Genomic DNA, 24,963 nt, shown 5'->3' with positions numbered 1-24,963 from the left:
GGCTCGGGGCCGGTCTCAGGCGTAGGTGCTGCACCGGTAGGTCAGGTCGGCGTACACGTCGATCTGGACCCGATCGTTGCTCCTCTTGGCCACGCAGTCCTTCATGAACCCGACGCACATCCCCAGGTCGAGGCCGGTGGCGTACCCCTTGTCGAACCGCTTGGCGTTGACCACGCCGTCGATCTGGTTGCACAGGTCGTCGACGCCAGGCTGGCCGACGACGTTGTACCAGGCGACGGCGTCCACGGCCTCCGGGTTCAGCTGGATGATCGCGAAGTCCGGGCCGTCCTGCCAGGCGAGCGACGCGGTGGCCGCGGCCTGCGCGGGTGCCCCGAACGCCACGAGCGCGGCAACGGCGGCGACGACGGGGACGACGGTGCCGGCGATGCGGCGGGCGATGCGGCTCATGGCTCCTCCTCGGGTTCTGTGTCGGCGCCGCAGGTACGGCGTCGGTAGGAGCCTGCCCGGCACCCGGGGTCTGCCGCTGTCCTCCGCCTGACAGTCACCACGAACCTGGCCGCGGGGCGATCCCCCCGAGGCCCTGGTGCTGCCCCTCTGCGTCTGGGCGGGAGAGCGCGAGTGGACGGGCGCGGACGCTAGGGAAGTGCTGATCAACGGCGCCGTCGCGAGCGCCGCGACGGGTGTGCGACGGCAAGGCGCGGTCGCGACGCCATGCCGGGCGCACGTCGAGCGGCTGCAACGCAGCCAGCGTGCCCGCATCGCGGCGCGCAGCAGACGGGACTGATCAGCGCTTCCCTAGTTGCGCGACCGTCTCGGCGCCGTAGCGAGCGGGACTTCGCGCCGATCTGGCAAGGCGGCGGCGCGAAGGCGGGCTGGAGGCCGACGAGCGCTGACACCGCAGCCAGCTCCGATGGGAGATCCCGGGCAGCAGGCGCGCGCGATCGGGAGACGCACTAGTACTGGCCGCACCGGTAGGTGAGGTCGGCGAACACGCTGAACTGCACGCGGTTGTTCGAACGGATCGCCACGCAGTGGCGCCAGATCGCGATGCAGTCGCTCGTCGCGAGTCCGACCGTGTAGCCCCTGGACTGACGATGCCCGTTGAGGACGTCGGTGATCTGGCCACAGAGGTCGTCGACGGCCCATCCGAGGCCGGCGTCGTAGTCGGTGGCCGACCTCACGGCCTCCTCGTTCAGCTGGACGACGGCGTAGTCGGCGCCGTCTCCCATCCAGGTGAAGGTGGCAGTTGCCGTCGGGTCAGCGTGGGCCGGCGACCCGAAGGCCAGCACGGCGGCCAGGGCAGAGACCGCGGTGACCGTGATGGTGGCGATCCGGCAGGCGATGCGGTTCATGGACTCTCCTCGGCTCTACGGGCCACTCTCTGCGGCACGAGCACGAGCCTGCCCCGCCGGCAGTCGGGTCGCCGTCGCGCTCCTGACACAGCGGGTCGACCGTCTCCGTTTGCTGGGCAGCACCAGCCAGCGGTTCCGCGGCCGCAGGCGAGGTCGGCGCACACCCTGGGGTGCGCGGGAGTGCACGGGCGACCCCGGCATCCAGGCGATGTCGACGCAGCGACGTGCGCGGCTCGGCGTCGCGCAACCGTTCGATGACTCGGTGCCCGCGGCACCAGGGGAGCCCTGACCAGTCCGGCCTGCTGCGCGCCGCGATGCGCGGACGCCGGCTGCGTGGCAGCCGCTCGACGTGCACCCAGCCTGCCGTCGCGACCGCGGCTTGCCATCGCACAGGCGTCGCGACGCTCGCGACGGCGATATTGATCAGCACTTCCCTAGACCTCGGGCCCGTAGGTGCCGCAGCCGTAGCTGAGGTCGGCGTACACCATGATCTGGACGGGATTGCGCGTGCGGTGGTGCACGCAGTCGATCTCGAACCGGAGGAAGTCGCCGTGCGCGAGGCCGGTGTCGTAGTGGCGGTCCAGGCGCTTCCCGTTGATGTAGTCGGTGATCTGGTTGGCGAGGTCGTCGACGCCGTACTCCAGGCCGTCGGAGTAGTTGAGGACCCCTTCGAGCGCAGCCTGGTCCAGTTGGATGACCGCGTAGTCGGGACCGTCGTACCACGCGATCGATGCCGACACGTCGGCCTGGGCCGGCGCCCCGAGCGCCACCGTCCCGGCGACGACGGCGACAACGGCGACAACGGCGACAACGGTTCCGACGATGCGGCGGGCGATGCGGCTCATGGCTACTCCTCGGCTCGGTGGACGCCGCGGCGCGGCGAGAGCAGGAGCCTGCCCCGCATCGAGCGCTCCTGGCTGTCTGGCACCTGACAGTCGCCCGCGAACCGGCGGGTCCGCCTGGACCTGGACCGGCTCAGGCGTCGGCCATCGGGATGCGAACGCCGCGCTGCTCGGCGACCTCGACCGCCCGGTCGTAGCCGGCGTCGACGTGCCGGATGACGCCCATCCCGGGGTCGTTGGTCAGGACCCGCTCGATCTTCGCCGCCGCCAGGTCGGTGCCGTCGGCGACGCAGACCTGGCCGGCGTGCAGCGAGCGGCCCATCCCGACCCCGCCGCCGTGGTGGAACGAGACCCACGACGCTCCGGAGGCGGTGTTGACCAGGGCGTTGAGGACCGCCCAGTCGGCGATCGCGTCCGAGCCGTCGAGCATCGCCTCGGTCTCGCGGTACGGCGAGGCGACCGACCCGCAGTCGAGATGGTCGCGACCGATCACGATCGGCGCCCTCAGCTCACCGGAGCGGACCATCTCGTTGAACTTCAGACCCGCGAGGTGGCGCTCGCCGTAGCCCAGCCAGCAGATCCGCGCGGGCAGGCCCTGGTAGTGGACCCGCTCCCCGGCCATGGTGATCCACTTCCGGAGCCGGTCGTTGTCGGGGAAGAGCTCGAGGATCGCGCGGTCCGTGGCCGCGATGTCGGCGGGGTCGCCCGAGAGGGCCGCCCAGCGGAACGGGCCCTTGCCCTCGCAGAAGAGCGGCCGGATGTAGGCCGGCACGAAGCCGGGGAACTCGAAGGCCCGGTCGTAGCCGCCCTTGCGGGCCTCGTCGCGGATCGAGTTGCCGTAGTCGAAGACCTCGGCGCCGGCGTCCTGGAGCTCCACCATCGCCCGCACGTGGGCGGCCATCGAGGCCTGGGCGTCCTTGGTGAACCCCTTCGGGTCCTTGTCGGCGGCGTCGTGCCAGTCCTCGAAGGGAACGCCGACCGGCAGGTACGACAGCGGGTCGTGGGCGGAGGTCTGGTCGGTGGCGATGTCGATCGGCGCCTTCATCTCCAGCAGCGCGGGCAGCAGCTCCGCGGCGTTGCCGAGCACGCCGATCGAGAGTGGCCGCCTGGCGTCGCGGGCCTCGACCGCGCGGCGTACCGCGTCCGCCAGCGAGTCGGCCTGCTCGTCGAGGTAGCGGTGCTCGATGCGCCGGGTGATCCGCGACTGGTCGACGTCGATGCAGATCGCGACGCCGTCGTTCATGGTGACCGCGAGCGGCTGCGCCCCGCCCATGCCGCCGAGCCCCGCGGTGACCGTGATCGTGCCGGCCAGCGTGCCGCCGAAGCGCTTGTCGGCCACGGCGGCGAACGTCTCGAACGTGCCCTGGAGGATCCCCTGGGTGCCGATGTAGATCCACGACCCGGCCGTCATCTGGCCGTACATGATCAGGCCCATCTCGTCGAGCTTGCGGAACTCCTCCCAGTTGGCCCAGTCGCCGACCAGGTTGGAGTTCGCGATCAGCACCCGGGGCGCCCACTCGTTGGTCCGCATGATCCCGACCGGCTTGCCAGACTGCACGAGCAGCGTCTCGTCGTCCTCCAGGTCGCGCAGGCTGGCCAGGATCGCGTCGTACGCCGGCCAGGTGCGGGCGGCCTTCCCGGTGCCGCCGTAGACCACGAGGTCCTCCGGCCGCTCGGCCACCTCGGGGTCGAGGTTGTTCATCAGCATCCGCAGCGGCGCCTCGGTCTGCCAGGACTTGGCGGACAGCTCGGTGCCATGCGGGGCATGGATGGGCAGTCTGTCGTTGGTCGAGCTTGTCGAGACCATCAGCTCAGCTCTCCGATCACATCGTCGACGGCGGTCAGGACGGCGCCCGAGTCGACCAGCGCGACGGCTGTCTCGATCTCGGGCGAGAGGAAGCGGTCGGGGCCGGGCGCTCCGACGCCGTGCTCACGAAGCAGGCGTACGACGGCCCCCGTGGCGGGTGCGGGACTGGTGCCCGCGGTGTCGCCGGCCGTCGTGCGCAGCTGGAGGCCGCGGGCCGCCGTCATCAGCTCGATGGCCACCACCCGGGTGAGCCCGTCGACCGAGCGGCGCAGCTTGCGGGCGGCGCTCCACCCCATGGAGACGTGGTCCTCCTGCATCGCACTGGAGGGGATCGAGTCGACGCTCGCCGGCACGGCCAGCCGTTTGAGCTCGGAGACGATCGCCGCCTGGGTGTACTGGGCGATCATCAGGCCGCTGTCGACGCCGGGGTCGTCGGCGAGGAACGGCGGGAGGTCGTGGTTGCGCGAGCGGTCGAGGAACCGGTCGCTGCGTCGTTCGGAGATCGAGGCGACGTCCGCGGCCACGATCGCCAGGAAGTCCAGGACATAGGCCACCGGTGCGCCGTGGAAGTTGCCGTTGGACTCGACGCGGCCCTCCTCGGCCAGGACGACCGGGTTGTCGACCGCGGCCCGGAGCTCGCGACCGGCGACGACGGCGGCATGCTCCACCGTGTCGCGAGCCGCGCCGTGGACCTGCGGCGTACAGCGCAGCGAGTAGGCGTCCTGCACCCGATGGAACCTGTCGTCGCGATGATGTGCCATCACGCCCGAGCCCGCGAGCACGCGGGTGAGGTTGGCCGCCGAGAGCCCTTGCCCCACCTGGGGTCTCAGCGCCTGGAGCTCGGCGGCGAACACCCGGTCGGTGCCCAGCTGGGCCTCGACGCTGATCGCCGCCGCGATGTCGGCCGTGCGCAGGAGCCTGCGGAGGTCGGTGATCGCGAGCACCAACATCGCCAGCATCCCGTCGGTCCCGTTGATCAGGGCGAGCCCCTCCTTGGCGCCGAGCCGCACCGGCGCGAGGCCGGCCGCGGCCAGCGCGTCGGCCGTGGGCATGAGCCGTGCTGACCCGTCGCGGACCTCGCCCTCGCCCATCAACGCCAGCGCGCAGTGCGCGAGCGGTGCGAGGTCGCCGGAGCAGCCGAGCGAGCCGTACTCGCGGACCACCGGCGTGATCTGGGCCGTGAGCAGCGCCGCCATCAGCTGCGCCGTCTCCCGGCGCACGCCGGTGTGGCCGGTCGCGAGTGTCGAGAGCCGCAGCAGCATCAGCCCGCGCACGACCTCGCGCTCGACCTCGGGGCCCGAGCCCGCGGCGTGCGACCGGATCAGCGAGCGCTGGAGCTGCTCGCGCAGCTCTGCCGGGATGTGCCGGGTGGCGAGCGCGCCGAACCCGGTCGAGATGCCGTACGCCGGCACGGGCGCCGCGGCCAGCTCCTCGACCACCGCCCGGGCCCGGTCGATGGCGACCAGAGCGTCGAGCCCCACCTCGACGCCTGCCCCGCCTCTGGCCACCGCCACGACGTCCTCGAAGGACACCGGGCCCACGCCCACGGTCACGGTCTGCATGTCGTCATCCAACTCCCGGCGCGGACGACACCGCCAGAGCGCGGACCACAGATGACGTCTCGGATACCAGACACCTCGGCGACGGCGGCCGCACCTGCGACGTTCCAGGGACGTGGCCCGGACGCTGCGGCAGTATTAAGGAAGCAATAAGTCAACCTCTTGACGATGCATCGTCAATATTAAGTAAAACCTGGCGCCGGACGCGTGACAGACCCGCCCCCACCCCGTTAACCGCATATCAAGCAACAGGGAAGGAGTACGTCATGAAACCCCCCAGAACCCTCGTCATGGCGGTCGTCCCGGCCCTCGTGGGACTCACGCTCGCGAGCGCGCCCACCTACGCCGGCACCCACCACGGAGGCCAGTCCCGGAGCACCAGCTTCGCGTTCAAGAGCTCGGGCTACGGCACCCACCTGAACGGTGGCCAGCTCCCGGGCGGGTCGTCCACCTCCGGCTGGCGGGCGATCGGCTGCACGAACCAGGCGGGACGCGACCGTACGAACGACGTCGGCACGGCGACCCTCCCGGGTCTCGGCACCGCGTCGGACATCAAGACGCATCTCTGGACGTCCGCGCGGAACGGCGTCGTCGCGGCGCACTCGCTGCACCGGATCGGCCGGATCGACCTGGTGCAGACCGGGCTCGGCTCGCTGGCGTTGACCGCGATCACCTCCCGCGCGACCGCCTCCCACGACGCGTCAGGCTTCCACGCCGCCACCACCACCCACGTCGGTGGCCTGTCCTTCACCCCGCCCATCGGTCCCGCCGAGAGCTTCCCCCTGCCGACGCCCGACCAGCCCCTCACGATCCCGGGCGTGGCGACGATCTACGCCGGCCAGCACACGACTCGGCAGTCGGCCACCGGGTCCTTGGCCGATGCGTACGCACTGCGCATCGACGTCATCCCGACCGGCTCGCGTCTGAAGGTCGCGCACTCCCACGCCGAGCTGAACTCGGGGATGACGGGCGGACTCTTCGGCGGACATGCCGCGGCGACCCACGTCGTCTCGGCTCTCGACGGGACCCTGGAGAGCGGTCCGAACCCGCTCACCCACATGCCGTGCCAGGGCACCAACGGGAAGCTCAAGAAGAAGTCCCTGGCGAACGGCTCCCTTGCCGACCAGCTGCTCTTCCAGAACGCGAACTCCAGCGAGCGCGGCAACCAGGGCACGGACTCTGCCCACGGCATGTCCCGGGCGTCGGTCGGGCGGGTGAGCCTGGGTGGCCAGGTGGTGATCAAGGGCGTTGTCGGCAAGGTCTCCGTCACCCGGCACGGCAAGAAGGTCACCAAGTCGACCACGGGCACGCAGCTGGGCACCGTCACCGTGGCGGGCCAGAAGCAGACCTTCCCGAAGACCGGAGTGCTGGAGATCCCGGGCGTGGCCAAGTTCGAACGCTCGGTGGTGACCCGGACCCACAACGGCATCGCGGTGATCGGGCTGCGCGTGACCTTGCTCGACGGCACGGGTGCCGTCGTGGACTTCGGCGAGGCAAGCCTGAAGATCGGACGACTCTCCTGACTCCCTGCTGACCCATCCCTCGAGCGGGCGACGGGCTCCACCCCCATCCACCCCCCATGGAAGCCCGTCGCCCGCTCGTTCCCTCCACAGTCGCAGCATGTTGGAGAGCCGGCTGCACGACTCGGGGGGTCCGGCCCGCCCGTCACCGCGTCCCTCGGGGGGACGTACGACGGGCGGGCCGGGCTACTTCCTGATGCCTGCCGTGTGAGGGTCGCCGCTTTGGGTACGAAGACGCGGGAGAAGGAGGTCGTCATGCCTACCTGGCTGATCTGGACGATCGTGATCGTCGTCGTGGTGCTGGTGGTCGCCCTGGCCCTGACCATGACCCGCAAGCGGCGTACGTCGACACACCGGGTGCGCGCCCAGGAGCTGCGCCAGCAGGGCGAGCTGAAGGGCGCCGGTCTGACCGAGTCGCACCGCCACGCCGAGGAGCTGCGAGCCAAGGCAGACCTGTCGAAGGCCGAGGCGGACCGGGCCGAGGAGAGCGCGGAGGCCGCCGAACAGGGCCATCAGGTCGAGCAGGCCGCCTACGAGGACACCCTGCGGGAGGCCGACCGCCTCGACCCCGACGTGGACACCCGGGCGAAGGACTACCAGCCCGACGTGTGGCACGACGACAGCACCGACGCCGGGACGGGCACGGACGCGGCGTCGGGGTCCGCACGCCACGCGGCCGACACCCCCGCTCGCCGTACCGACTGAGAAGTCTCGGAGCTCGCTCGCCCGGCCGGCCGGTCCGGCGACGCGGCGTGGGACGATCCCGGCTGTGGGACAGGTGCCGGCGGCGACGCGAACGCTGCGCGTGCTCCGCTTCCTGGCCAGCCAGCCCGAGCCGGTGGCGCTCGAGCGGATCGCCCGCACCTGTGCGCTGCCTCGCTCCACGGCGTACCACCTGCTGACGGCGATGGTCGAGGAGGGCTTCGTGGTCCACCTCGCCGACGAGCATCGGTTCGGGCTGGGGATCGCGGCGTTCGAGGTCGGCAGCGGGTTCAGCCGTCAGGAGCCGTTGCAGCGGATCAGCCGGCGGACGCTGACCGACCTCGTCGACCGGACCGGGCGGACCGCGCATCTCGCGGTGCTGCACGGGCGCGACGTGCTCTACGTCGTCGAGGAGCGGGCCCCCGGCCGGCCACCGCTGGTCACCGACGTCGGCGTCCGGCTCCCGGCCCACCTGACCGCCAGTGGGCGGGCGATCCTGTCGGCCCTGCCGGCGGCTCAGGTGCGCGCTCTCTATCCCGACACGTCGGCCTTCGTCGACCGGCACGGCACGGGGCCGCGCACCCTCAGCGCCCTCCGCGCGGTGCTGTCGGAGACCCGCAGGCGCGGGTACGCGACCGAGCACGGCGAGGTGACCCCCGGCCTGGCCAGCGTCGCCGCGCCCGTGCTCGACCACAACGCCCATCCCGTCGCCGGCATCGCGGTCACCTATCAGGTCCGCGAGCCCGGCTCCGAGAGCGAGGTCGGGCACGCCGAGGCGACCGATCTCGCCACCGAGATACGGCGCGCCGCCGCGACCCTGACGACCCGCGTGGGTGGCGCACCCGGCCACCCGGAGAGCGCCCCCGCCCACGGACCGCGCCGCTCACCGTAGGATCCGCTGAGTCCCCTGCCCGTACCCGCTGGGAGTGACCTTGACCGCCGTTCTGATCCTCGGGCTGCTGCTGAACGCGATCGCGCTGCCGATCGCCGCGCGCCGGGTGCTGTTCCTCTACCGGTTGATCACCAGCGGCCAGCCGGCGCCCGACCGCATCGCCGGGGTGACCGGGCGGCTCGGCGCTGCGCTGAAGCGGCAGGTCGTGGAGGTGTTCGGGCAGAGGAAGCTGCTGAAGTGGTCGGTCCCGGGGGCCGCGCACTTCTTCGTGTTCTGGGCGTTCCTGATCCTGGGGACGGTCTACCTCGAGGCCTACGTCATCCTGCTGACGCGCGACCCCGAGTGGCACTGGTTCGCCTTCGGCAGCTGGTCCGTGCTCGGCTTCGTTCAGGACTTCATCGCGGTCATGGCCCTGGCCGGGATCGCGGTGTTCTGGGCGATCCGGCTGCGCAACCAGCCCAAGCAGCTCGGCCGCAGGTCACGGTTCTTCGGGTCGCACCTGGGCCCGGCGTACTTCACGCTCTTCATGATCTTCAACGTCGTCTGGACGCTGTTCCTCTTCCGGGGCGCGGTCGAGGCGCGCGACGCGGGCACGGGCCATGGCTACGGCAGGGCGGCGTTCGTCTCCTACCTGCTCGGCAAGGTGCTGCCCGACAGCACCGCGCTGATCGGGATCGGCCTGCTGCTCCACATCGGCGTGATGCTGGCGTTCTTGGTCTTCGTGCTGAACTCCAAGCACCTCCACATCTTCGTGGCCCCGCTGAACGTGCTCTTCGGACGCCGTCCGGTCGCGCTCGGGGCCGTCAAGCCGCTGGTCACGGCCGGCAAGGCGGTCACCCTGGCCGACATCGAGGAGCTCGACGAGAGCGCCCGCCTCGGCGTCGGGGCGATCTCTGACTTCACGTGGAAGGGCCTGCTCGACTTCGCGACCTGCACCGAGTGCGGTCGCTGCCAGTCGCAGTGCCCGGCGTGGAACACCGAGAAGCCGCTGTCGCCCAAGCTGCTGATCATGAACCTCCGCGACCACGCCATGGCCGCGGCCCCGGCTCTGCTCGCCGGCGACTCCGGGGGCGCGCCCGAGAGCGCCGTCAAGGAGCTCGAGCGGCCCCTGGTCGGTCCCGAGATCATGGACGGGTCGGCGTACGGCGTGATCGACCCCGACGTTCTCTGGTCGTGCACGTCGTGCGGGGCGTGCGTGAACCAGTGCCCCGTCGACATCGAGCACGTCGACCACATCGTCGACATGCGCCGCTACCAGGTGCTGGTCGAGAACAACTTCCCGAGCGAGCTCAACCAGCTCTTCCGCGGGCTCGAGAGCAAGGGCAACCCGTGGAGCATGTCGGCCCAGGCCCGCATGGACTGGGCCAAGGGACTCGACTTCGACGTGCCGGTGGTCGGGGAGGACCTGGAGTCGCTGGAGTCGGTGGACTGGCTGTTCTGGATCGGCTGTGCGGGCGCCTACGAGGACCGCGCCAAGAAGACGGTGCGCGCGGTGGCCGAGCTGCTACACCTCGCCGACGTCTCCTTCGGGGTGCTCGGCAACGGCGAGACGTGCACCGGCGACCCCGCGCGCCGCGCCGGCAACGAGTTCGTCTACCAGGGCCTGGCCGCCCAGAACGTCGAGACGTTCCAGGAGTACCGCGTCAAGCAGGTCGTCACCACCTGCCCGCACTGCCTCAACACCCTCAAGAACGAGTACCGCGACCTGGGCATCGAGCTCGACGTCGTCCACCACACGCAGCTGCTCAACCGCCTGGTGCGCGAGGGCAGGCTGACCCCGGTGCAGGACGGCGCCGGCGCGGCCAAACGGTCGATCACCTACCACGACCCGTGCTACCTCGGCCGGCACAACCAGGTCTACGCCCCGCCGCGCGAGCTGCTCCAGGTGCTGCCCGGCGCGTCGTACGTCGAGATGGAGCGGTCCGCCGAACGCTCGTTCTGCTGCGGCGCGGGGGGTGCCCGGATGTGGATGGAGGAGACGATCGGGGAGCGGATCAACGTCAACCGCACCCGCGAGGCCGTCGCGACCGGTGCCGACCAGATCGCCGTCGGCTGCCCCTTCTGCCGGGTCATGCTGTCCGACGGACTCACCTCCGAGCAGACCGACGGCCACGCCCGCGAGGACGTCGAGGTGCTCGACGTGGCCCAGATGCTGCTGGCCTCGGTGCGGGGCGAGTCGGCCACCAGGACCCCGGCCGCCCCGTCGGCACCGGCTGCCCGCAGCGTCGAGACCAGGGCCGAGCCGGAGCCCGACGACGTCACCGAGACCGCCGACACGGTGACCGCGACCGAGGACGTCGGGCCGGCCGCCGCCGCGTCGTCCGGTGCGCCGTCCGGTGCGCCGTCCGGTGCGTCGCTGTTCGACCTCGCCGAGCCCGCGACCGGGGCGGAGCCCGAGGAGAGGGCCTCCGAGCCCGGGGCCGCCGCGTCGGAGTCGCTGTTCGACCTCGGTGAGACCGCCAGCGCGGCCGACGTCCCGTCCGCTTCCGAGGGTCGCGCTGACGACGGGCAGGTCTCCGACGGCGGGTCGCTGTTCGACGTCGCCGGGACCAGCCCCGCCTCCGAGGCGTCCACGACGGCGCCAGAGGCGACACCGCAGGTCGAGGCGAGTACGCCCGTCACCCGTGGGTCGTTGTTCGACCTGCCGGCCAGCCAGACCGAGACCCGACCCGAGGCGAACCCCGCACCGCGGTCGGCTGAGTCCGCTGAGCCCACGGCCGGGGCCGAGCCCGCAGCCCAGATCCCCGAGGGTTCCCTCTTCGACCTGCCCGAGTCGAGGACAGACCCGGCACCACCCGCCCCGGTGCGCCGGAGCGAGGAGCCGGCGGCCCCGGAGCAGCCTCCGGAAGAGGTGCAGGGCGCGCCGCGGCCCGGGCAGGCGACCCGGCTCCCCGACCACGTCTCCCTGTTCGACGTCGGCGACGCCTCCTCGTCCGACGCCGGCGCTCCTACGACGCCTTCCGCCGCCGAACCCCCTGAGACCGAAGAGCCGAAGCCGGCGCCCTCGCGCACCGTCGACCTCGACGAGTCCACCTCCCTGTTCGACCTCTGAGCAGCCGGTCCGAGGTGGCGGCCGCAGGAGCCGAGGTCTAGCAACGTCAGACGAACTGGTGCCGATAGCCAACACCTCGTCTGACGTCCCGCGGCTCGTCGGCGTAGGGGACCCGTGACGCTGCGATGACACCATTTGATGTCACGCGTTCCTTGACATGACGTCACTGTGAAGTCATAGTGATGCACATGGACATCACCCCCTACGTCGAGAGCCTCCGGTCCTCGATGGTCGCCGCGGCCGACTCCGCCGGGGACGAGGCCCGCCAGGCCGCCGAGCGGCTCGGCTTCGCCCTCGACTCCAGCGCCCGGCTGGCGATCATGGAGGCCGTCTCGCAGGCCGCCGCCGAGATCACCGCCGAGATGCCCGACGGCGGCGTCGACGTCCGCCTCAGCGGCCGCGACCTCGACTTCCTCGTGCACGTCGCGACGCCGACCCCGCCGACTCCCCCGCCGCCCCCGGCGCCGGAGGAGCTCGAAGAGGGCGGGATGTCCCGGATCACCCTGCGCATCCCCGAGAGTGTCAAGACCAAGGCCGAGGAGCGCGCCGCCGACGCCGGCCAGTCGCTGAACACCTGGCTCGTCAGCGTCGTCCGGGCGGCCACCCGCGACGGCGCCATCAACATCGACGTCGACCTGTCCAGCATCCCGTTCTTCGGTGGCGCCGGCGACCCGTTCGACAGCCGCGGACGTCGCACCGGCGGCGGCAAGCGGATGAGCGGCTGGCTCTGACCGGCCGGCACCACCCAGAGACCCCACACCCATCACCACGAGGGACGGCAGCCTGCCGCTCCCGCGGATCCCCACACCCTGCACCACCCGCCATCAGGAGGCACCAGATGAACCGCCAGTTCGAGACCCCCCAGCCGATCGAGCTGTACGTCGAGATCGGCAGGGGCTCGGTCGAGGTCAAGGCTGTCGAGACCGACACGACCGAGCTCGACATCCGCGGCCAGCACGCCGACGAGGTCACGGTGACCTTCGAGGACAACCGGCTCTCGGTGGTCGCGCCCAAGGAGAGCGGTGGCTGGTTCGGTGGCAAGGACCGCGAGCTCGACGTCCGGGTCACCCTCCCCACCGGCAGCGACCTCGCGGTGCGCACCGGCAGCGCCGACATCCGCGTCGACGGCCAGATCCACGACGTCGACCTCAAGACCGGGTCCGGCGACGTCACCTGCGACACCTTCACCGGCTCCGCCCGTCTCGCCACCGGCTCGGGCGACGTCGCGGTCTCCGAGGCACACGACGAGCTTCAGGTCAAGAGCGGTTCGGGCGACATCTCGATCGGCACCTGCGTCGGCAACCTCAACGTCTCCACCGGCTCGGGCGACGTCGAGGTCGGCAGCACCAACGCCAAGGCCGTGGTCAAGACCGGGTCGGGCGACCTCAAGGTCGTCACGGCGAACGACGACGTGTCGATGTCCACCGGCAGCGGCGACCTCAGCATCGGCACCGCCCGGCGAGGCCGGCTCACGCTGAAGGGCGCGAGCAGCGACGTCCGCGTCGGCATCCCGGCCGGCACCCCGGTCTGGACCGACATCAACACCGTCACCGGCTCCATCCGCTCCAACCTCGAGAGCGTCGGAGCCCCGCAGGAGGGCCAGGACCACATCGAGCTCCAGGCCCGCACGGTCAGCGGCGACATCACCCTCGCCCAGGTCTGACCGGCAGCACCACCAGGAGCCAGGCCAGGAGAGCAAGCCCAGTCCAGCACCACAGCAGTGCGAACCCGCACGCTCGAAGCAACCACACCAAGGAGCACCACCATGAACGAGACCGTGATCGAGGCCCAGGCCCGCTACCTCATCGAGGACCGGGTCCACCCCACCCACCAGGCACAGCCCACCGGCGTACGCCGCCGCCACCGTCGGATCCGTCGCCTCAGCTGGCTGTGACGCCCGCGAACAGGAGCCGGCCCCTCACGGGGCCGGCTCCTTCGTCCTTGTCACGCATCGATCCTCCCGGCCCGACGGAGCGGCGACATGATCGTGCGCGACGCCATCTCACTCATGCCGGCTCGTAGGCTCCTGGCTGGATGCCAGAGAGTCGGCAACCCCGCGTTCTCGGAGACTTCGCGCGCTAGCTCATCCTGGCAAGAGCAAGAGCAAGAGCTCGTGCTCGTTGAGCGCCGGCCTTCGCCAGCTCTCGGTCGACGGACCGCCACCACTGGCCCCCAGTGCGCGACCTCTCGGACAAGCGCCCCTCGTCGTTCAGACGCCGGTGACCCGCACCCCGGCGTGGGCCTGGTACCGCCGGTTGACCGCGATCAGGTTCGCCGTCAGGGCCTCGACCTGAGCGGCGTTGCGCAGCCGGCCGGCGTAGATGCCCCGCATGCCCGGGATCGCGTCGGCCAGTGCCATCACCAGATCGGTGGCCTCGCGATGCTCACCCTCGCCGAGCACCATCACGTCGGTGTCGACGGAGACCGTCTCGGGGTCGTTGAGCAGCTGGGCACTGACGTGGTGGAACGCCGCGACCACGACCGAGCGCGGCAGCAGGGCGGCGGCCTCCTGGGCGGCCGAGCCGTCGGCCACGGCCAGCGGGTAGGCGCCTTGCTTGTCGAAGCCGAGCGGGTTGACGCAGTCGACGACGACCTTGCCCGCGAGCGGCTCGGCCAGCGACCGCAGCAGATCGGCATGCCCGTCGTAGGGCACCGCGACCAGGGCGACGTCTGCGGCCGCGGCTGCGTCGGCGTTGGCGAGTCCGCGGACGTCCCCGCCCGTTGCGCCCGCCAGCTCCTCGGCTGCCTCGGCCGCCCGCGCGGCGTCCCGGCTGCCGATCACGAGTGGGATGCCGGCGGCCGCCCAACGGCGTCCCAGCCCTCGGCCCTGCGGTCCGGTGCCACCGAGGACCGCGACCGTGATGCCCTGGAGGGCGGCGCCCAGGTCGGCCATCAGATCGAGGTCCGGTGGAAGTTCTGGAACGACCGCGACGGGGTCGGCCCGCGCTGGCCCTGGTAGCGCGACCCGTACTTCGCCGAGCCGTAGGGATGCTCGGACGGCGAGGAGAGCTTGAAGAAGCAGAACTGCCCGATCTTCATCCCGGGGTAGAGCTTGATCGGCAGGGTCGCGACGTTGGCCAGCTCCAGCGTCACGTGGCCGGAGAAGCCGGGGTCGACGAAGCCGGCCGTGGCGTGGGTGAGCAGTCCGAGGCGGCCCAGCGACGACTTGCCCTCGACGCGCGCCGCGATGTCGTCGGCAAGCGTGCAGACCTCGTAGGTCGACCCCAGCACGAACTCACCCGGGTGCAGGATGAACGGCTCGTCCCCGTCGGGCTCGACCACGCGGGTCAGGTCGGACTGGTCGGCGGCCGGGTCGATGTGGGGATAGCGATGGTTCTCGAACACCCGGAAGAACCGGTCCAGCCGCACGTCGATCGACGACGGCTGCATCATCTCCGGCTCCCAGGGCTCCATCTGGATCCGGCCCAGGTCGATCTCGGCCAGGATGTCTCGGTCGCTCAGCAGCACACCGGAACGCTACCGGGCTCCACGACCACCGATCCATCTGGCACCATGCCGCCGTGACTCCTCCCGTCTTCCATCGGTACGTCGCGATCGGGGACTCCTTCACCGAGGGCGTCGGCGACCGCGACGCGAGCCGGCCCAACGGCGTCCGCGGCTGGGCCGATCGCGTCGCCGAGGTGCTGGCCGCCCGCGCCGACGACTTCGGCTACGCCAACCTCGCCGTCCGTGGTCGCACCCTGCGACCGATCTTGGCCGAGCAGATCGAGCCCGCGGTCGCGCTGGCACCCGACCTCATCACCGTCTACGCCGGCGGCAACGACCTGATCCGGCCGCGGTGCGACGTCGACGGCCTCGCCGAGCCGTACGACGAGGCGATCGGCAAGCTCGCGGCGACCGGAGCGACGGTAGGCGTCTTCACGGCGTTCGACCCCGGCGGAGGCGGACCCTTCGCGAGGCTGCGTGGCCGCTTCGCCGTCTACAACGAGCGCGTCCGCGAGATCGCCGACCGGCACGGCGCCGTCGTCCTCGACTCCTGGCGGATGCGACCCGAGCACCCCGAGCTGATGTGGTCCGAGGACCGGCTCCACCTCGGCCCGCTGGGCCATCGCGCCGTCTCGATCGAGGTCCTGAACACCCTCGGCGTGACCCACGGCCTCGACCTCTCCGACCCCACCGGCTCCCTCGGCGAGACGCCCCTGCGCGCGGGCAAGCGCGCCGACCTCGACTGGGTGGTCCACCACGCCGCGCCGTGGGTCAAGCGGCGCCTCACCGGGAAGTCGTCGGGAGACGGCGCGACGGCCAAACGACCGACGCTGGAGCCGATCTGACCCCCTGCGCGTGGTCGGGTACGATCCTGCACGCCGGCCAGCCGGCACTGCGGATGTAGCTCAGTTGGTAGAGCGCGACCTTCCCAAGGTCGATGTCGCGAGTTCGAGTCTCGTCATCCGCTCCACAAGCCGGATGCTGCCGTGGCGGCCAGGTGCCGGCCGGGGAGCGCGGCGAACGGCGTCTGCCAGCCTGGCGGCGTGGTCGAGACGCCTCAGGTCGGCCTGCTGTGCAAGGACCTGGGCCGGACATCGAGCTTCTACCGACAGCTCCGGTTCACGGAGGTCTTCCGGACTCCCGCGGAGGGCTCCCCGACTCACGTCGACCTGATGCTTGACGGATACCGATCGGTCTGGTCAGGGGAGCCCCCAGGCGGCGCGATCACGGCCTTGACCCGGTGGCAAGCGGCCAGCGCGCGGCCGTCGTCTGGTGGACAGATGACACACCCGCGGCGTACTCACGTATCCAAGAGCCCGGGACCGTGCCGGTGAAGGAGCCCGAGCTGTGGCTTGACCGGCTCCTGATCGCGTGGGCCGAAGACCCTGACGGGCACCCCATCCAGGTAGTGCAGTCGACTTGACTGAGTCGCACGCAGCCGCCGCTGTCCGGTGCGCTCTCACGGCTCCTGCGCCGAGGTGGGCTGGACCAGGGCGGTCGTGCAGCACTCTTGTCCGTCCGCCTCACCGTTGGGCGTGAGGCTGTCCGCCAGGACGGTGTAGATCTCCCAGGCCTCCCCGTTCGGAGCTCCTGACACCCAGAACTTGTCCTGCTTGGCGTAGCAGCAGGTTGTGTCGCGCTCGTCGACGGAGGCGAAGCCGGCCTCGGCGAGCCTGGCCTGCTCGGCATCGACGGCGTCGGTGTCTGCCACCTCGACGCCCAGATGGTTGAGAGAGCCGCCCTTGCCCGGGTTCTGGATCAGGACCAGCTTCAACGGGGGTTCGGCGACGGCGAAGTTCGCGTAGCCGGCGCGGAGCTTGGCGGGCTCGGTGGCAAACAGCCGGGAGTAGAACGCCACGGACTCGTCGAGGTCGTCGACGTTGAGGGCGAGCTGGAGCCGGGACATGGAGCCTCCTAGAGATAGACATGCGTCTATGCGTTCACCTTGACCCACACATCGACGGATGTCAATATCGATGCATGTCGAAGTCTCTGGTCGAGCTCACCCCCGTCGAGACGGTGGCGTGCTGCGCACCCCTGGGCAGGCAGCCCCTCCCGGCCGCGGCCGCCGAGAGGATCGCACCCTTGCTGAAGGCACTCGCCGACCCGGTTCGACTCAGACTGCTCTCGCTGGTGGCCTCACACGTCGGTGGCGAGGCGTGTGTCTGCGATCTCAACGACGCCTTCGATCTGTCGCAGCCGACGATCAGCCATCACCTCAAGGTGCTGCACGAGTGCGGGCTCCTGGGGAGGAGCAAGCGCGGGGTGTGGGTCTACTACCGCGTCGAGCCAGGGCCACTCGCAGATCTTGGGGCGCTCATCGGTGGCGTAGCGACGTGAGTCTTGCTCGTCGAACGATCGCAGAGGCGATGGGCACGGCGTTCCTCGTGATGGCTGTCATCGGCTCCGGCATCGCGGCGCAGCGGCTCTCCCCTCGAGATGTTGGCCTCCAGCTTCTCGAGAACAGCGTGGTGACCGGGGCTGCGCTCATGTCGCTGATCCTCGCCCTGCGGCCGGTGTCGGCCAGCTTCAACCCGGTGGTCACGCTGGTCGAGCGGTTGCTCAGCCTCGTCACGACTCGCGAGATGCTGTGGTCGATGGCGGGGCAGGTGGTCGGCGGCATCGTCGGCGCCGTACTGGCCAACCTCATGTTCGACCTCCACGCGGTCTCCGTGTCCGTCCACCACCGAGCCGACCACGGCAGCCTTCTCGCAGAGGCGGTTGCGACGGCAGGTCTCGTGATGATCGTCTTCGGCAGCATCCGAGCGGGGCGAACGGAGACCGTCGCCTTCGCCGTGGGTGGGTACATCGCGGCTGCCTACTGGTTCACCAGCTCGACGAGCTTCGCCAACCCGGCCGTGACCGTGGCGCGCGTCCTGACGGACACCTTCGCGGGAATCGCCCCAGCGTCGGCACCTGCCTTCGTTCTCATGCAGCTCATCGGAGGCGGCGCCGGTCTGGGCCTGGTGCTTCTCGTGTACCCCGGATACCAAGTGACAGAAGGAGCACCATGATGGGCGAGCGACCGACCGTGCTCTTCGCCTGCGTTCACAATGCCGGACGCTCCCAGATGGCCGCCGGCTACCTACGGCATGTCGCAGGAGACCGTGTCGACGTTCTCTCGGCAGGGTCGCAGCCGGCCCGCGAGATCAACCACCTCGCTGTCGAGGTGATGGCCGAGGACGGAATAGACATCCGTGCCGCACAGCCGAAGCTGCTCACGGACTCCGCCGTTCTGGTAGCCGACGTCGTCGTCACGATGGGCTGCGGTGACGAGTGCCCCTTCTATCCCGGCAGGAGCTACGAGGACTGGGAGCTGGACGACCCGGCTGACCTGCCGATCGAGCTGGTGCGCGGCGTGCGCGACGCGATCAAGAGCCGTGTCGACATTCTGGTGGCAAGACTCGACACCGCCCAGGAGCGGGGGCGGCCGACCGTCTAGGTCGGCACGTCTCGACCACCTGGTCGACGACCTGGTCGACGACCTGGCCCCGGTTGGCAGACAGCGCACGAGGTCCAGAAGCGATGCGGTCGTTCCCCGCATAGCCGGCTTCGGGCTCGGACCTGTCGACTTCGCGGCTCGACCCGGGCGGCTTTACTGGAGGCCATGCAGGTGGCCGGCCCGTCCAGTGACGACGAGATGGTGGCGTGCTTTCTTCGTGGTGAGCTCGTCAGCCCTCGCTTCGGCGCCCGGCTGCACGACGCCCTCCGAGCGGCCGGTCTGCCGGAGCAGCTCGTGGTCGAGCCCGACCTCGAGGACGCCGACGCGAACGCTGCGCGCCGCGACCTCCTCGGCGACACCCGGGGATACGGCCGGGGCGTCGAGCTGTTCGACGAGTCGTTTCCCAGCGTCGTCACCTGGGTCCGGGCGGTGCTGACTTCGGAGGAGCTGGCCGGGGTTCGCTACATGGACTACCCCTACTGGAACGAGCTCTCCGGAGGAAGCCGGCTTCCGATGGATGCGGCGACCAGGATTCGAGCCGGCGTCCGGGCGTACGACGTGCCCAACGAACGCTTCGAGCACGCCGCCATGCTGGTGGCCGATGGCCGCACCCTCCCACCACTGATCCTGGTCGGTGTCGGCTACCGCCTCCTGGTCTGTCTGGAGGGTCATCTCCGGCTCACCGCCTATGCGCTGGCCGGCTTCCCGAGGCCGGTCACGTGCCTGGTCGGCACGGCCCCCAGCATGCATCGCTGGGCCCACTGACGCGCAGACGGCGCTCGCGCCCATGCCTTCACCCGCTTGCGGTCCGTGAGCCGAAGAGCCGGCGCCACCACGACTGCTCGGGAGCTCCTGGCGGTCGACGAGTCCGTTCCCACTCGCTCCTCGTCAACAACCCGCCCGCCGCCCGCTGCCTGGCAACGCACTCGGTGTGCGCGTGACGGCGACGCTCACGGTCACCCTCCGGAGACAGCAGCGTGTTGGGGTTCATCGCCAGCAACAGGCCATGGCAGATCGGACAGGTGTACGTCTTCGCCTGCCTGCCCTGTGCCGGGCGCATGTCCCACCAACGCACCGAGTCCGTCACCCGAGCAAGGCTACGACCGAGCGCGGCACCGGAGCTCCGGGCGCCACTCGCTCATCCTGACCCGGATGAGAACGTCTCCCTCCTGGGGTTGAACCTCAGTTGGTCACCTGCGTTGTCCACGATCCACTGGCCATGCCCGGCCGGTCCCAAGAGGGTGACTCCGCCCGTGACGGGCGGGGCGATGTACTTCCATCGCCGAGCCTGGAAGTGGGTGCTCGAGGGAGCGCATCCCGGGGCGAGGCAGCGGAACTCGTCAATGCCGCCGGGCGCGCGGGGGCCTCCCAGCTCGAACACGAGCCACCTCTGGTCGACCCCGAGGCAACTCCGGATCTCACCGTGCTGGCTGGCCAGGGCGCGCCCCGTGGAACTGGTGGGCGTCGACCACGTCCCGCAGTAGCGCACTCGGGCCCGAGTCGGAGATGTCGGCGTGGCCGTCGCCTTCGTGGGGGCCGTCGTCCTGATGGTGGGGGTCGGTCCCGGCTTCATGCTGGACCTCGCTCCAGGTGCGGTCGCCACCGTCGAGTCCGCCGAGGGATGGCAGGCGCTCAAGGCGAGCGCCGAGGCGACCAGCATCAGGGTCACACGTCTCACGCGGGATGAGACGTTGTGCGTCTCGTGAAGGTTGCGCGACGCGCCCTGCGAAGCTGACCGGTGCCCACAGCCTCTGCGCGCGAGTGGACAGAGGTCGTGGAGTACTACCGGCCGGACCCCGACGATGGCGAGCAACGACCGGGCGAACCTGGCGGCGGCGCGACTCGGACGCGGAGTGGTCACCGTCGTCCCGATCACCAGCAACACCGACCGGATCTTCCCACTCCAGGCCCTGCTCCCCGCGGCCGCGACCGGACTGCACGCGCCCGCAAAGGCCCAGGCCGAGCAGGTCCGTTCGATCGCAGTCGAGCGGCTCGGCGCGGTCCTAGGACGAGTGCCAGCCGACGTCATCGCGCACATCGACGACGCACTGCGCCTTCACCTCCAGCTGTAGTGGCCCTCGGCCGATGAGCGCTCGTGGGGTCGGGCCGTTCTCCAAGGCCGGAGCCGGTGGCACGCTCCGGTGATGGACGTCAGGATCAGGCCGGTCGAGCTCACCGACCGCGAGAGCATCCGGCGCCTCGCGCCGCGACTGCTCGTCGGCGTCGATCCGTCCAGACCTGGCCCCCAGGTCGAAGCAGCCGTCCGTGGCTGGCTGGACGACTCGGTGACCAGGGCGGGCTCGGACGGACACGCCGGGTGGGTCGCCGTCGTCGACGGGGTCGTCGTCGGCTTCGTGTCGGTCTCGGAAGAGGACCACTGGTGCGGTGAGAAGGATGCGTGGATCGGCGAGCTGGTGGTGGAGCAGGAGTTCGAGCGGCACGGGGTGGCCCGCCGCCTGGTCGCCTCGGCCGAGCGCTGGGCCGTCGAACGAGGCCTCGGTCGCGTGCGGCTCAGCACCGGGGCCGGCAACGCGGGAGCACGCGCCTTCTACGACCGGCTCGGGTACGTGCTGAACGAGGTCACGCTGACCAGGCAGCTGCCAGGCTGACCGCCTGCTCAGCACCGTCCGGACGCGCGGCCGGTCCACGGGCGTGACCTTGACGATCCTGATGCGGTTGGGGACAGTGGTGTGCAAGTGACGTCTGCCGTCTCGAGGTCCTCTTCCATGTCACCCGCTCGTACGACCGGATCCGTTCTGCTCATGCTCGTGGCGCTGCCTCTGGCGCTGCTCCCACTGGGCGCGCCGAGCGCGGCCGCCGCGGGCGAGGCGAGCCCGCACTCCGCGCCCCGGGTGCTGCCGCTGACCGCTGGCTACGGCCGGGTCACCCCGGCGTTCCGCCGCACGATCGACCAGATCGTCGTGGCCGGACGCGCGGCCGGCCGTGCGCTGTCCGCGAGGTCGTCGCCCCGGGCGCTGGTCGACGACCTGGTGCGCTGCGCGACCTTCGAGGGCCAGCGCTACTGCCTCGGCACCGGCTGGACCGACCGGACCCAGAGCCAGGTCCGCTCCCAGGCGATGCGTCAGCTGCGACAGCCGCAGCTCGCCAGCGCCGAGCGCACCGGCGACCTCTCGGCGTACGACGCACTGCGGCAGGACGCACGGATGTCTCCGGCCCGACGAGCCGCCGCCCAGCGCGCCGAGCTCAGGCAGGCTGCGCGGTCGGTCGCGAAGGTCTGGCTGCTCCGGCACCAGATCCAGGGACTGCCGCTGCCGCAGGACTTCTACGTCCGCCATCCGGAGGTACGCCGAGCCGGGTTGGCAGAGTCACGCACCACCATCGGCTCGAGCGGCGGCGGGAGCAGCAAGGTCAAGCACTGGGGCGACTACCCGCGCCACGCGTCGGTCCTGGACCCGAAGGAGGTCGCGCAGCAGCACCGCACCTACTGGTGCGGACCGACGTCGATGCAGATGATCGCGTGGGGCTGGCACCACAAGAGGCGGGCCCAGCAGCACTGGGCACGTCGGCTCGGCACGACCACCGACGGCACCTCGATCACGTCGATGGTCGACGTCGTCAACCGGGACACGGGCTACGACCGAGCGTCGTACGCCGGGCCGTACATCACCCTCGACATCGGCGACTGGACGTTTGCCCAGTGGAAGCTCCTGATCGCCCGACACGTCGTCGACTACCGCGCTCCGGTGGTGCTGCACCCGGTGCTGCTCCAGCGGTTCTACCCGTACCTCGACCATGACGGCTCCGGGCACTTCCAGGTCGGCCGCGGCTACCGCAAGCGTCCCGACAAGACGCCGCTGCTGGGGTACTTCGAGCCGTGGAACCAGCAGCGCTTCCACCCCGACGAACCGTTCATCGACCGCGTGCAGTGGCGCGCGGCGTACCAGTCGTACCGAGCGAACGAGGCGCACTTCCAGCACGACATCGGCGTCTGATGCCGGCCCCCCTGTGGCGGTGGGGTGCGGCGGTCGCGGCGGCAGCGTTGCTCGCCTCGTGCGGATCGGGCTCCTCGGATACGGCGACAGCCGGCGACTCGGCCCCGCCCACGACGGCGTCAGAGACGTCGTCAGGATCGACGTCAGGGTCGACCGGCCCCGCCAGCACGACCAGCCCGTCGGGCGCGCCGACCACCGGAAGCCCCTCGCATCCGGTCGTCCTCACCCCGGCGCGGACCATCCTGTCGTGGCGCCCCGTCCCGGGCTCGACCAAGGACCTCGTGACCGTCGGCGACCGGTCGACGCTGACCGTCCTACCCGGCGGCGCGTCGGCGCGGCTGACCGGCCCGCACCCGCTGACGATCAACGCCGGAGACCACTCCTCGATCACCGACGCGCTCCTCGACGACGACTACGCGCTGGTCGTCAGCGAGGACCGGTTCGCCCACGACCCCGACCGCGCCACGGTCGTCGACCTCGCGACCGGGCACACCACCATCCTGGATGCCGACTCCGAACCACCGACCGTCGTCGGCGGCACCTGGGCGCTGGGACCGCACACCCTCGTGCACGCGACGTCCGGCAGCCGACACCGCTACTGCCTGGCCACGGTCGACCTCCCGGACGGGAGCGGCAGCACCGGTTGGTGCGCCGCACCGAGGAACGGGTTCCGCGGCGCCGTGGTGACCGACGCCGGCACCACGATGATGACCTTCGACGACCATCACCCGTCGTGCCGTGTCCTGAACGACGTCGACGGTGCACGCCTGCGGCCGCTGGCCGGCGTCACCCCGTGCAAGGGCTGGGACTCCGCTCTGCTCGACGGCACCCGCATCTGGTCGGTGGTCCCCAACGAGCACCGGATCGACGCGGCGCACTTCTACGCCCAGACCCCCGGCGGGTGGTACGACCTCGGCCCGGGCACGTCGGGCTCCCTGGTCGCCTGCGCGGCCTCGGCGTTCTTCACCCGCGACCCACAGTCGCGCACGGATCCTGCGACCTTGCTGCGCTGGGACCCCGGCGCCGCCAGTCTCAGCGTCGCTTTCGCCACGAGGGCCACCGGGAACGCCTTCCTGTCGCCACCCCGCTGCGGCGGCACCGACCTGACGGTCACGGCGTACTCACAAGCCGGTGACGAGCAGGTCACGGCACCGCTGGGGTGACCTCCGGCACGTAGGGTGGTGGCCATGCCTGCCGACTTCACCGGGTTCCCCAGCCAGGCGCTCGACTTCTACGACGACCTCGAGGCCGACAACACCAAGTCGTTCTGGGAGAAGCACAAAGGCACCTACGAGTACTCCGTGAGACGTCCCATGGTGGCCCTCTGCGCAGGGCTCGCCGAGGAGTTCGGCGACGCCAAGGTGTTCCGCCCCTACCGCGACGTGCGGTTCGCCAAGGACAAGACGCCCTACAAGACCGCCCAGGGGGCGTTCATCGAGGTCGGCCCGGCTACCGGGTGGTACGTCGAGATCTCCGCTCGCGGGGTCCGCACCGGCGCCGGCTTCTACGACGCGAGCGGCCAGCGGATCGCGTCCATCCGGGCGGCCATCGACGACGACCGGCTCGGCAACGACCTGGCCCTGATGATCAAGCGCCTGGAGGCCAACGGCTGGGTCATCGGCGGCCACATGCTGAAGACGGCGCCGCGCGGCTACGACCTCAGCCACCCACGGATCGGGCTGTTGCGCCACAAGTCGCTGACGATCGGTCACGACTACGGCTTCGAGCCGATCATCCACACCACCGAGCTGCTCGAGGCCGTGCGCGACGACTGGCGCACCCTGCGCCCGTTCGTGGAATGGGTCACCGACGCCGAGTGACCCATCGTTGACCGGCGGGTCAGTGGGGCTGCCAGGCGTCCTCGTCCTCGGTGAGGGCGGCGACGTCGGGCGGGAGCGTGCCGCTCGCGAGATCGGCGACGCTCACCTGCTCGAACACGTCGCGCAGGGAGTGCCGTGCCGCGATCCACACCCGCTGGAGCGCGTCCGCGCGCTCGTTGTACGAGACCGCCTCGGGGCGCAGGCCGTAGACCGACACCAGGGGGCCGTCGACCGCTCGGATCACGTCGGCAACGGAGACGGCGCCGGCGGCCTTGGCCAGCTTCCAGCCTCCGGACTGACCACGCTGGGCGTGGACGATGCCCGCCTTGCGCAGGTCGGCGAGGATCGCCTGGAGGAAGTTGTGCGGAATGTCCTGGAGGCGACCGAGCTCCTCGGCGCTCACCGGCCGAGCCCCCTCGTCATCCGCGCGTGCGGCCATCTCGATCAGGGCGCGTAGCGCGTAGTCGGCCTTGGCTGACACTCGCATGCGCGCAGTCTCGCAGACCCCGTCCCGGAACTCGGAATTCGAGCGTGGTCTCGCTCACATCGAAGGCGCAGGAACGCTGTCGGGGCAGCGCCGTGGCCCGGAGTCGGTTGCCATTCCTCCCGCGACG

Annotated in this window: 27 protein-coding genes and 1 tRNA gene; 19 read left to right on the top strand and 9 right to left on the bottom strand. The window is 70.9% G+C overall.

What is annotated here, in order from left to right; translation table 11 throughout:
- Window positions 1-15: 15 nt before the first annotated feature.
- The 5 genes from VHW64_RS14935 to hutH all read right to left on the bottom strand — a co-directional run bounded on the left by VHW64_RS14935 (window position 16) and on the right by hutH (window position 5,524).
- Entirely contained in the window at window positions 16-408 is a 393-nt protein-coding gene (locus VHW64_RS14935; protein ID WP_329651364.1) for a hypothetical protein, read from the bottom strand.
- Window positions 409-914: 506 nt separating this feature from the next.
- Window positions 915-1,313 carry a hypothetical protein gene (locus VHW64_RS14930; protein ID WP_329651363.1) on the bottom strand — a complete coding sequence of 133 codons (399 nt, stop codon included), beginning with the start codon at window positions 1,311-1,313 and terminating at the stop codon, window positions 915-917.
- A gap of 434 nt (window positions 1,314-1,747) precedes the next feature.
- Entirely contained in the window at window positions 1,748-2,158 is a 411-nt protein-coding gene (locus VHW64_RS14925; protein WP_329651362.1) for a hypothetical protein, read from the bottom strand.
- A gap of 130 nt (window positions 2,159-2,288) precedes the next feature.
- A complete protein-coding gene (hutU, locus tag VHW64_RS14920; RefSeq protein WP_329651361.1) occupies window positions 2,289-3,962 on the bottom strand; it encodes a urocanate hydratase in 1,674 nt (557 codons plus the stop codon).
- Window positions 3,962-5,524, bottom strand: a complete 1,563-nt coding sequence (hutH, locus tag VHW64_RS14915; protein ID WP_329651360.1) for a histidine ammonia-lyase — start codon at window positions 5,522-5,524, stop codon at window positions 3,962-3,964. The genes hutU and hutH overlap by 1 nt, the downstream gene beginning before the upstream one ends.
- A 263-nt stretch (window positions 5,525-5,787) precedes the next feature.
- Between hutH and VHW64_RS14910 the strand changes: the two genes are divergently transcribed.
- The 7 genes from VHW64_RS14910 to VHW64_RS14880 all read left to right on the top strand — a co-directional run bounded on the left by VHW64_RS14910 (window position 5,788) and on the right by VHW64_RS14880 (window position 13,581).
- Window positions 5,788-7,044 carry a choice-of-anchor P family protein gene (locus tag VHW64_RS14910; protein WP_329651359.1) on the top strand — a complete coding sequence of 419 codons (1,257 nt, stop codon included), beginning with the start codon at window positions 5,788-5,790 and terminating at the stop codon, window positions 7,042-7,044.
- Between the two features lie 252 nt (window positions 7,045-7,296).
- Window positions 7,297-7,746 carry a hypothetical protein gene (locus VHW64_RS14905; protein ID WP_329651358.1) on the top strand — a complete coding sequence of 150 codons (450 nt, stop codon included), beginning with the start codon at window positions 7,297-7,299 and terminating at the stop codon, window positions 7,744-7,746.
- Window positions 7,747-7,810: 64 nt separating this feature from the next.
- A complete protein-coding gene (locus VHW64_RS14900; protein WP_329651357.1) occupies window positions 7,811-8,635 on the top strand; it encodes an IclR family transcriptional regulator in 825 nt (274 codons plus the stop codon).
- Window positions 8,636-8,675: 40 nt separating this feature from the next.
- Window positions 8,676-11,687 (top strand): heterodisulfide reductase-related iron-sulfur binding cluster, encoded by a 3,012-nt coding sequence (locus VHW64_RS14895; protein WP_329651356.1) that lies wholly within the window; start codon window positions 8,676-8,678, stop codon window positions 11,685-11,687.
- Between the two features lie 188 nt (window positions 11,688-11,875).
- The gene (locus tag VHW64_RS14890) at window positions 11,876-12,418 is read left to right on the top strand and encodes a toxin-antitoxin system HicB family antitoxin (protein ID WP_329651355.1); all 543 of its coding nucleotides are present in this window, start codon (window positions 11,876-11,878) and stop codon (window positions 12,416-12,418) included.
- A 107-nt stretch (window positions 12,419-12,525) separates the two neighbouring features.
- Window positions 12,526-13,350, top strand: coding sequence for a DUF4097 family beta strand repeat-containing protein (locus VHW64_RS14885; protein WP_329651354.1), 825 nt, complete (start codon window positions 12,526-12,528; stop codon window positions 13,348-13,350).
- Window positions 13,351-13,452: 102 nt separating this feature from the next.
- Window positions 13,453-13,581, top strand: a complete 129-nt coding sequence (locus VHW64_RS14880; RefSeq protein WP_329651353.1) for a hypothetical protein — start codon at window positions 13,453-13,455, stop codon at window positions 13,579-13,581.
- Between the two features lie 315 nt (window positions 13,582-13,896).
- Here the strand turns inward: VHW64_RS14880 and npdG are convergent, their stop codons facing one another.
- Together npdG and dcd are read right to left on the bottom strand one after the other, a co-directional pair.
- A complete protein-coding gene (npdG, locus tag VHW64_RS14875; RefSeq protein ID WP_329651352.1) occupies window positions 13,897-14,580 on the bottom strand; it encodes an NADPH-dependent F420 reductase in 684 nt (227 codons plus the stop codon).
- Entirely contained in the window at window positions 14,580-15,155 is a 576-nt protein-coding gene (gene dcd, locus VHW64_RS14870) for a dCTP deaminase (RefSeq protein ID WP_329651351.1), read from the bottom strand. The genes npdG and dcd overlap by 1 nt, the downstream gene beginning before the upstream one ends.
- Window positions 15,156-15,208: 53 nt before the next feature.
- On the opposite strand from dcd, the gene VHW64_RS14865 reads away from it, so the two are divergent.
- Together VHW64_RS14865 and VHW64_RS14860 are read left to right on the top strand one after the other, a co-directional pair.
- Complete coding sequence (locus tag VHW64_RS14865) at window positions 15,209-15,979, top strand: SGNH/GDSL hydrolase family protein (protein ID WP_329651350.1); 771 nt, start codon at window positions 15,209-15,211, stop codon at window positions 15,977-15,979.
- Window positions 15,980-16,028: 49 nt separating this feature from the next.
- Window positions 16,029-16,104 (top strand) — tRNA-Gly (locus VHW64_RS14860).
- 489 nt (window positions 16,105-16,593) lie between these two features.
- On the opposite strand, the gene VHW64_RS14855 is transcribed toward VHW64_RS14860, so the two are convergent.
- On the bottom strand, window positions 16,594-17,040 hold the full coding sequence (locus VHW64_RS14855; protein WP_329651349.1) for an ArsI/CadI family heavy metal resistance metalloenzyme: 447 nt from the start codon (window positions 17,038-17,040) through the stop codon (window positions 16,594-16,596).
- Window positions 17,041-17,114: 74 nt separating this feature from the next.
- Here VHW64_RS14855 and VHW64_RS14850 point away from each other — a divergent pair, with 74 nt between their 5' ends.
- The 10 genes from VHW64_RS14850 to VHW64_RS14805 all read left to right on the top strand — a co-directional run bounded on the left by VHW64_RS14850 (window position 17,115) and on the right by VHW64_RS14805 (window position 24,349).
- A complete protein-coding gene (locus VHW64_RS14850; protein ID WP_329651348.1) occupies window positions 17,115-17,474 on the top strand; it encodes a metalloregulator ArsR/SmtB family transcription factor in 360 nt (119 codons plus the stop codon).
- On the top strand, window positions 17,471-18,148 hold the full coding sequence (locus tag VHW64_RS14845) for an aquaporin (protein WP_329651347.1): 678 nt from the start codon (window positions 17,471-17,473) through the stop codon (window positions 18,146-18,148). The genes VHW64_RS14850 and VHW64_RS14845 overlap by 4 nt, the downstream gene beginning before the upstream one ends.
- A complete protein-coding gene (locus VHW64_RS14840; RefSeq protein WP_414690506.1) occupies window positions 18,148-18,576 on the top strand; it encodes an arsenate reductase ArsC in 429 nt (142 codons plus the stop codon). The genes VHW64_RS14845 and VHW64_RS14840 overlap by 1 nt, the downstream gene beginning before the upstream one ends.
- 165 nt (window positions 18,577-18,741) lie before the next feature.
- Complete coding sequence (locus tag VHW64_RS14835) at window positions 18,742-19,341, top strand: hypothetical protein (protein WP_329651345.1); 600 nt, start codon at window positions 18,742-18,744, stop codon at window positions 19,339-19,341.
- A 749-nt stretch (window positions 19,342-20,090) separates the two neighbouring features.
- Window positions 20,091-20,282 (top strand): hypothetical protein, encoded by a 192-nt coding sequence (locus VHW64_RS14830; protein WP_329651344.1) that lies wholly within the window; start codon window positions 20,091-20,093, stop codon window positions 20,280-20,282.
- Window positions 20,283-20,378: 96 nt separating this feature from the next.
- Window positions 20,379-20,648 carry a type II toxin-antitoxin system PemK/MazF family toxin gene (locus tag VHW64_RS14825; protein ID WP_329651343.1) on the top strand — a complete coding sequence of 90 codons (270 nt, stop codon included), beginning with the start codon at window positions 20,379-20,381 and terminating at the stop codon, window positions 20,646-20,648.
- A 72-nt stretch (window positions 20,649-20,720) separates the two neighbouring features.
- Window positions 20,721-21,185 (top strand): GNAT family N-acetyltransferase, encoded by a 465-nt coding sequence (locus tag VHW64_RS14820; RefSeq protein WP_329651342.1) that lies wholly within the window; start codon window positions 20,721-20,723, stop codon window positions 21,183-21,185.
- A gap of 117 nt (window positions 21,186-21,302) precedes the next feature.
- Entirely contained in the window at window positions 21,303-22,529 is a 1,227-nt protein-coding gene (locus VHW64_RS14815; RefSeq protein ID WP_329651341.1) for a C39 family peptidase, read from the top strand.
- Window positions 22,529-23,692 carry a hypothetical protein gene (locus tag VHW64_RS14810; protein ID WP_329651340.1) on the top strand — a complete coding sequence of 388 codons (1,164 nt, stop codon included), beginning with the start codon at window positions 22,529-22,531 and terminating at the stop codon, window positions 23,690-23,692. The genes VHW64_RS14815 and VHW64_RS14810 overlap by 1 nt, the downstream gene beginning before the upstream one ends.
- A 24-nt stretch (window positions 23,693-23,716) precedes the next feature.
- Complete coding sequence (locus VHW64_RS14805; RefSeq protein ID WP_329651339.1) at window positions 23,717-24,349, top strand: DUF2461 domain-containing protein; 633 nt, start codon at window positions 23,717-23,719, stop codon at window positions 24,347-24,349.
- A gap of 19 nt (window positions 24,350-24,368) precedes the next feature.
- Here the strand turns inward: VHW64_RS14805 and VHW64_RS14800 are convergent, their stop codons facing one another.
- Window positions 24,369-24,836 (bottom strand): Rrf2 family transcriptional regulator, encoded by a 468-nt coding sequence (locus VHW64_RS14800; RefSeq protein ID WP_329651338.1) that lies wholly within the window; start codon window positions 24,834-24,836, stop codon window positions 24,369-24,371.
- Window positions 24,837-24,963: the final 127 nt, after the last annotated feature.

The organism is Nocardioides sp. (assembly GCF_036267815.1).
Classification (GTDB): Bacteria; Actinomycetota; Actinomycetes; order Propionibacteriales; family Nocardioidaceae; genus Nocardioides.
Note: the sequence above shows the minus strand (reverse complement) of the source record. Positions and strands in the feature narration are given on the sequence as shown.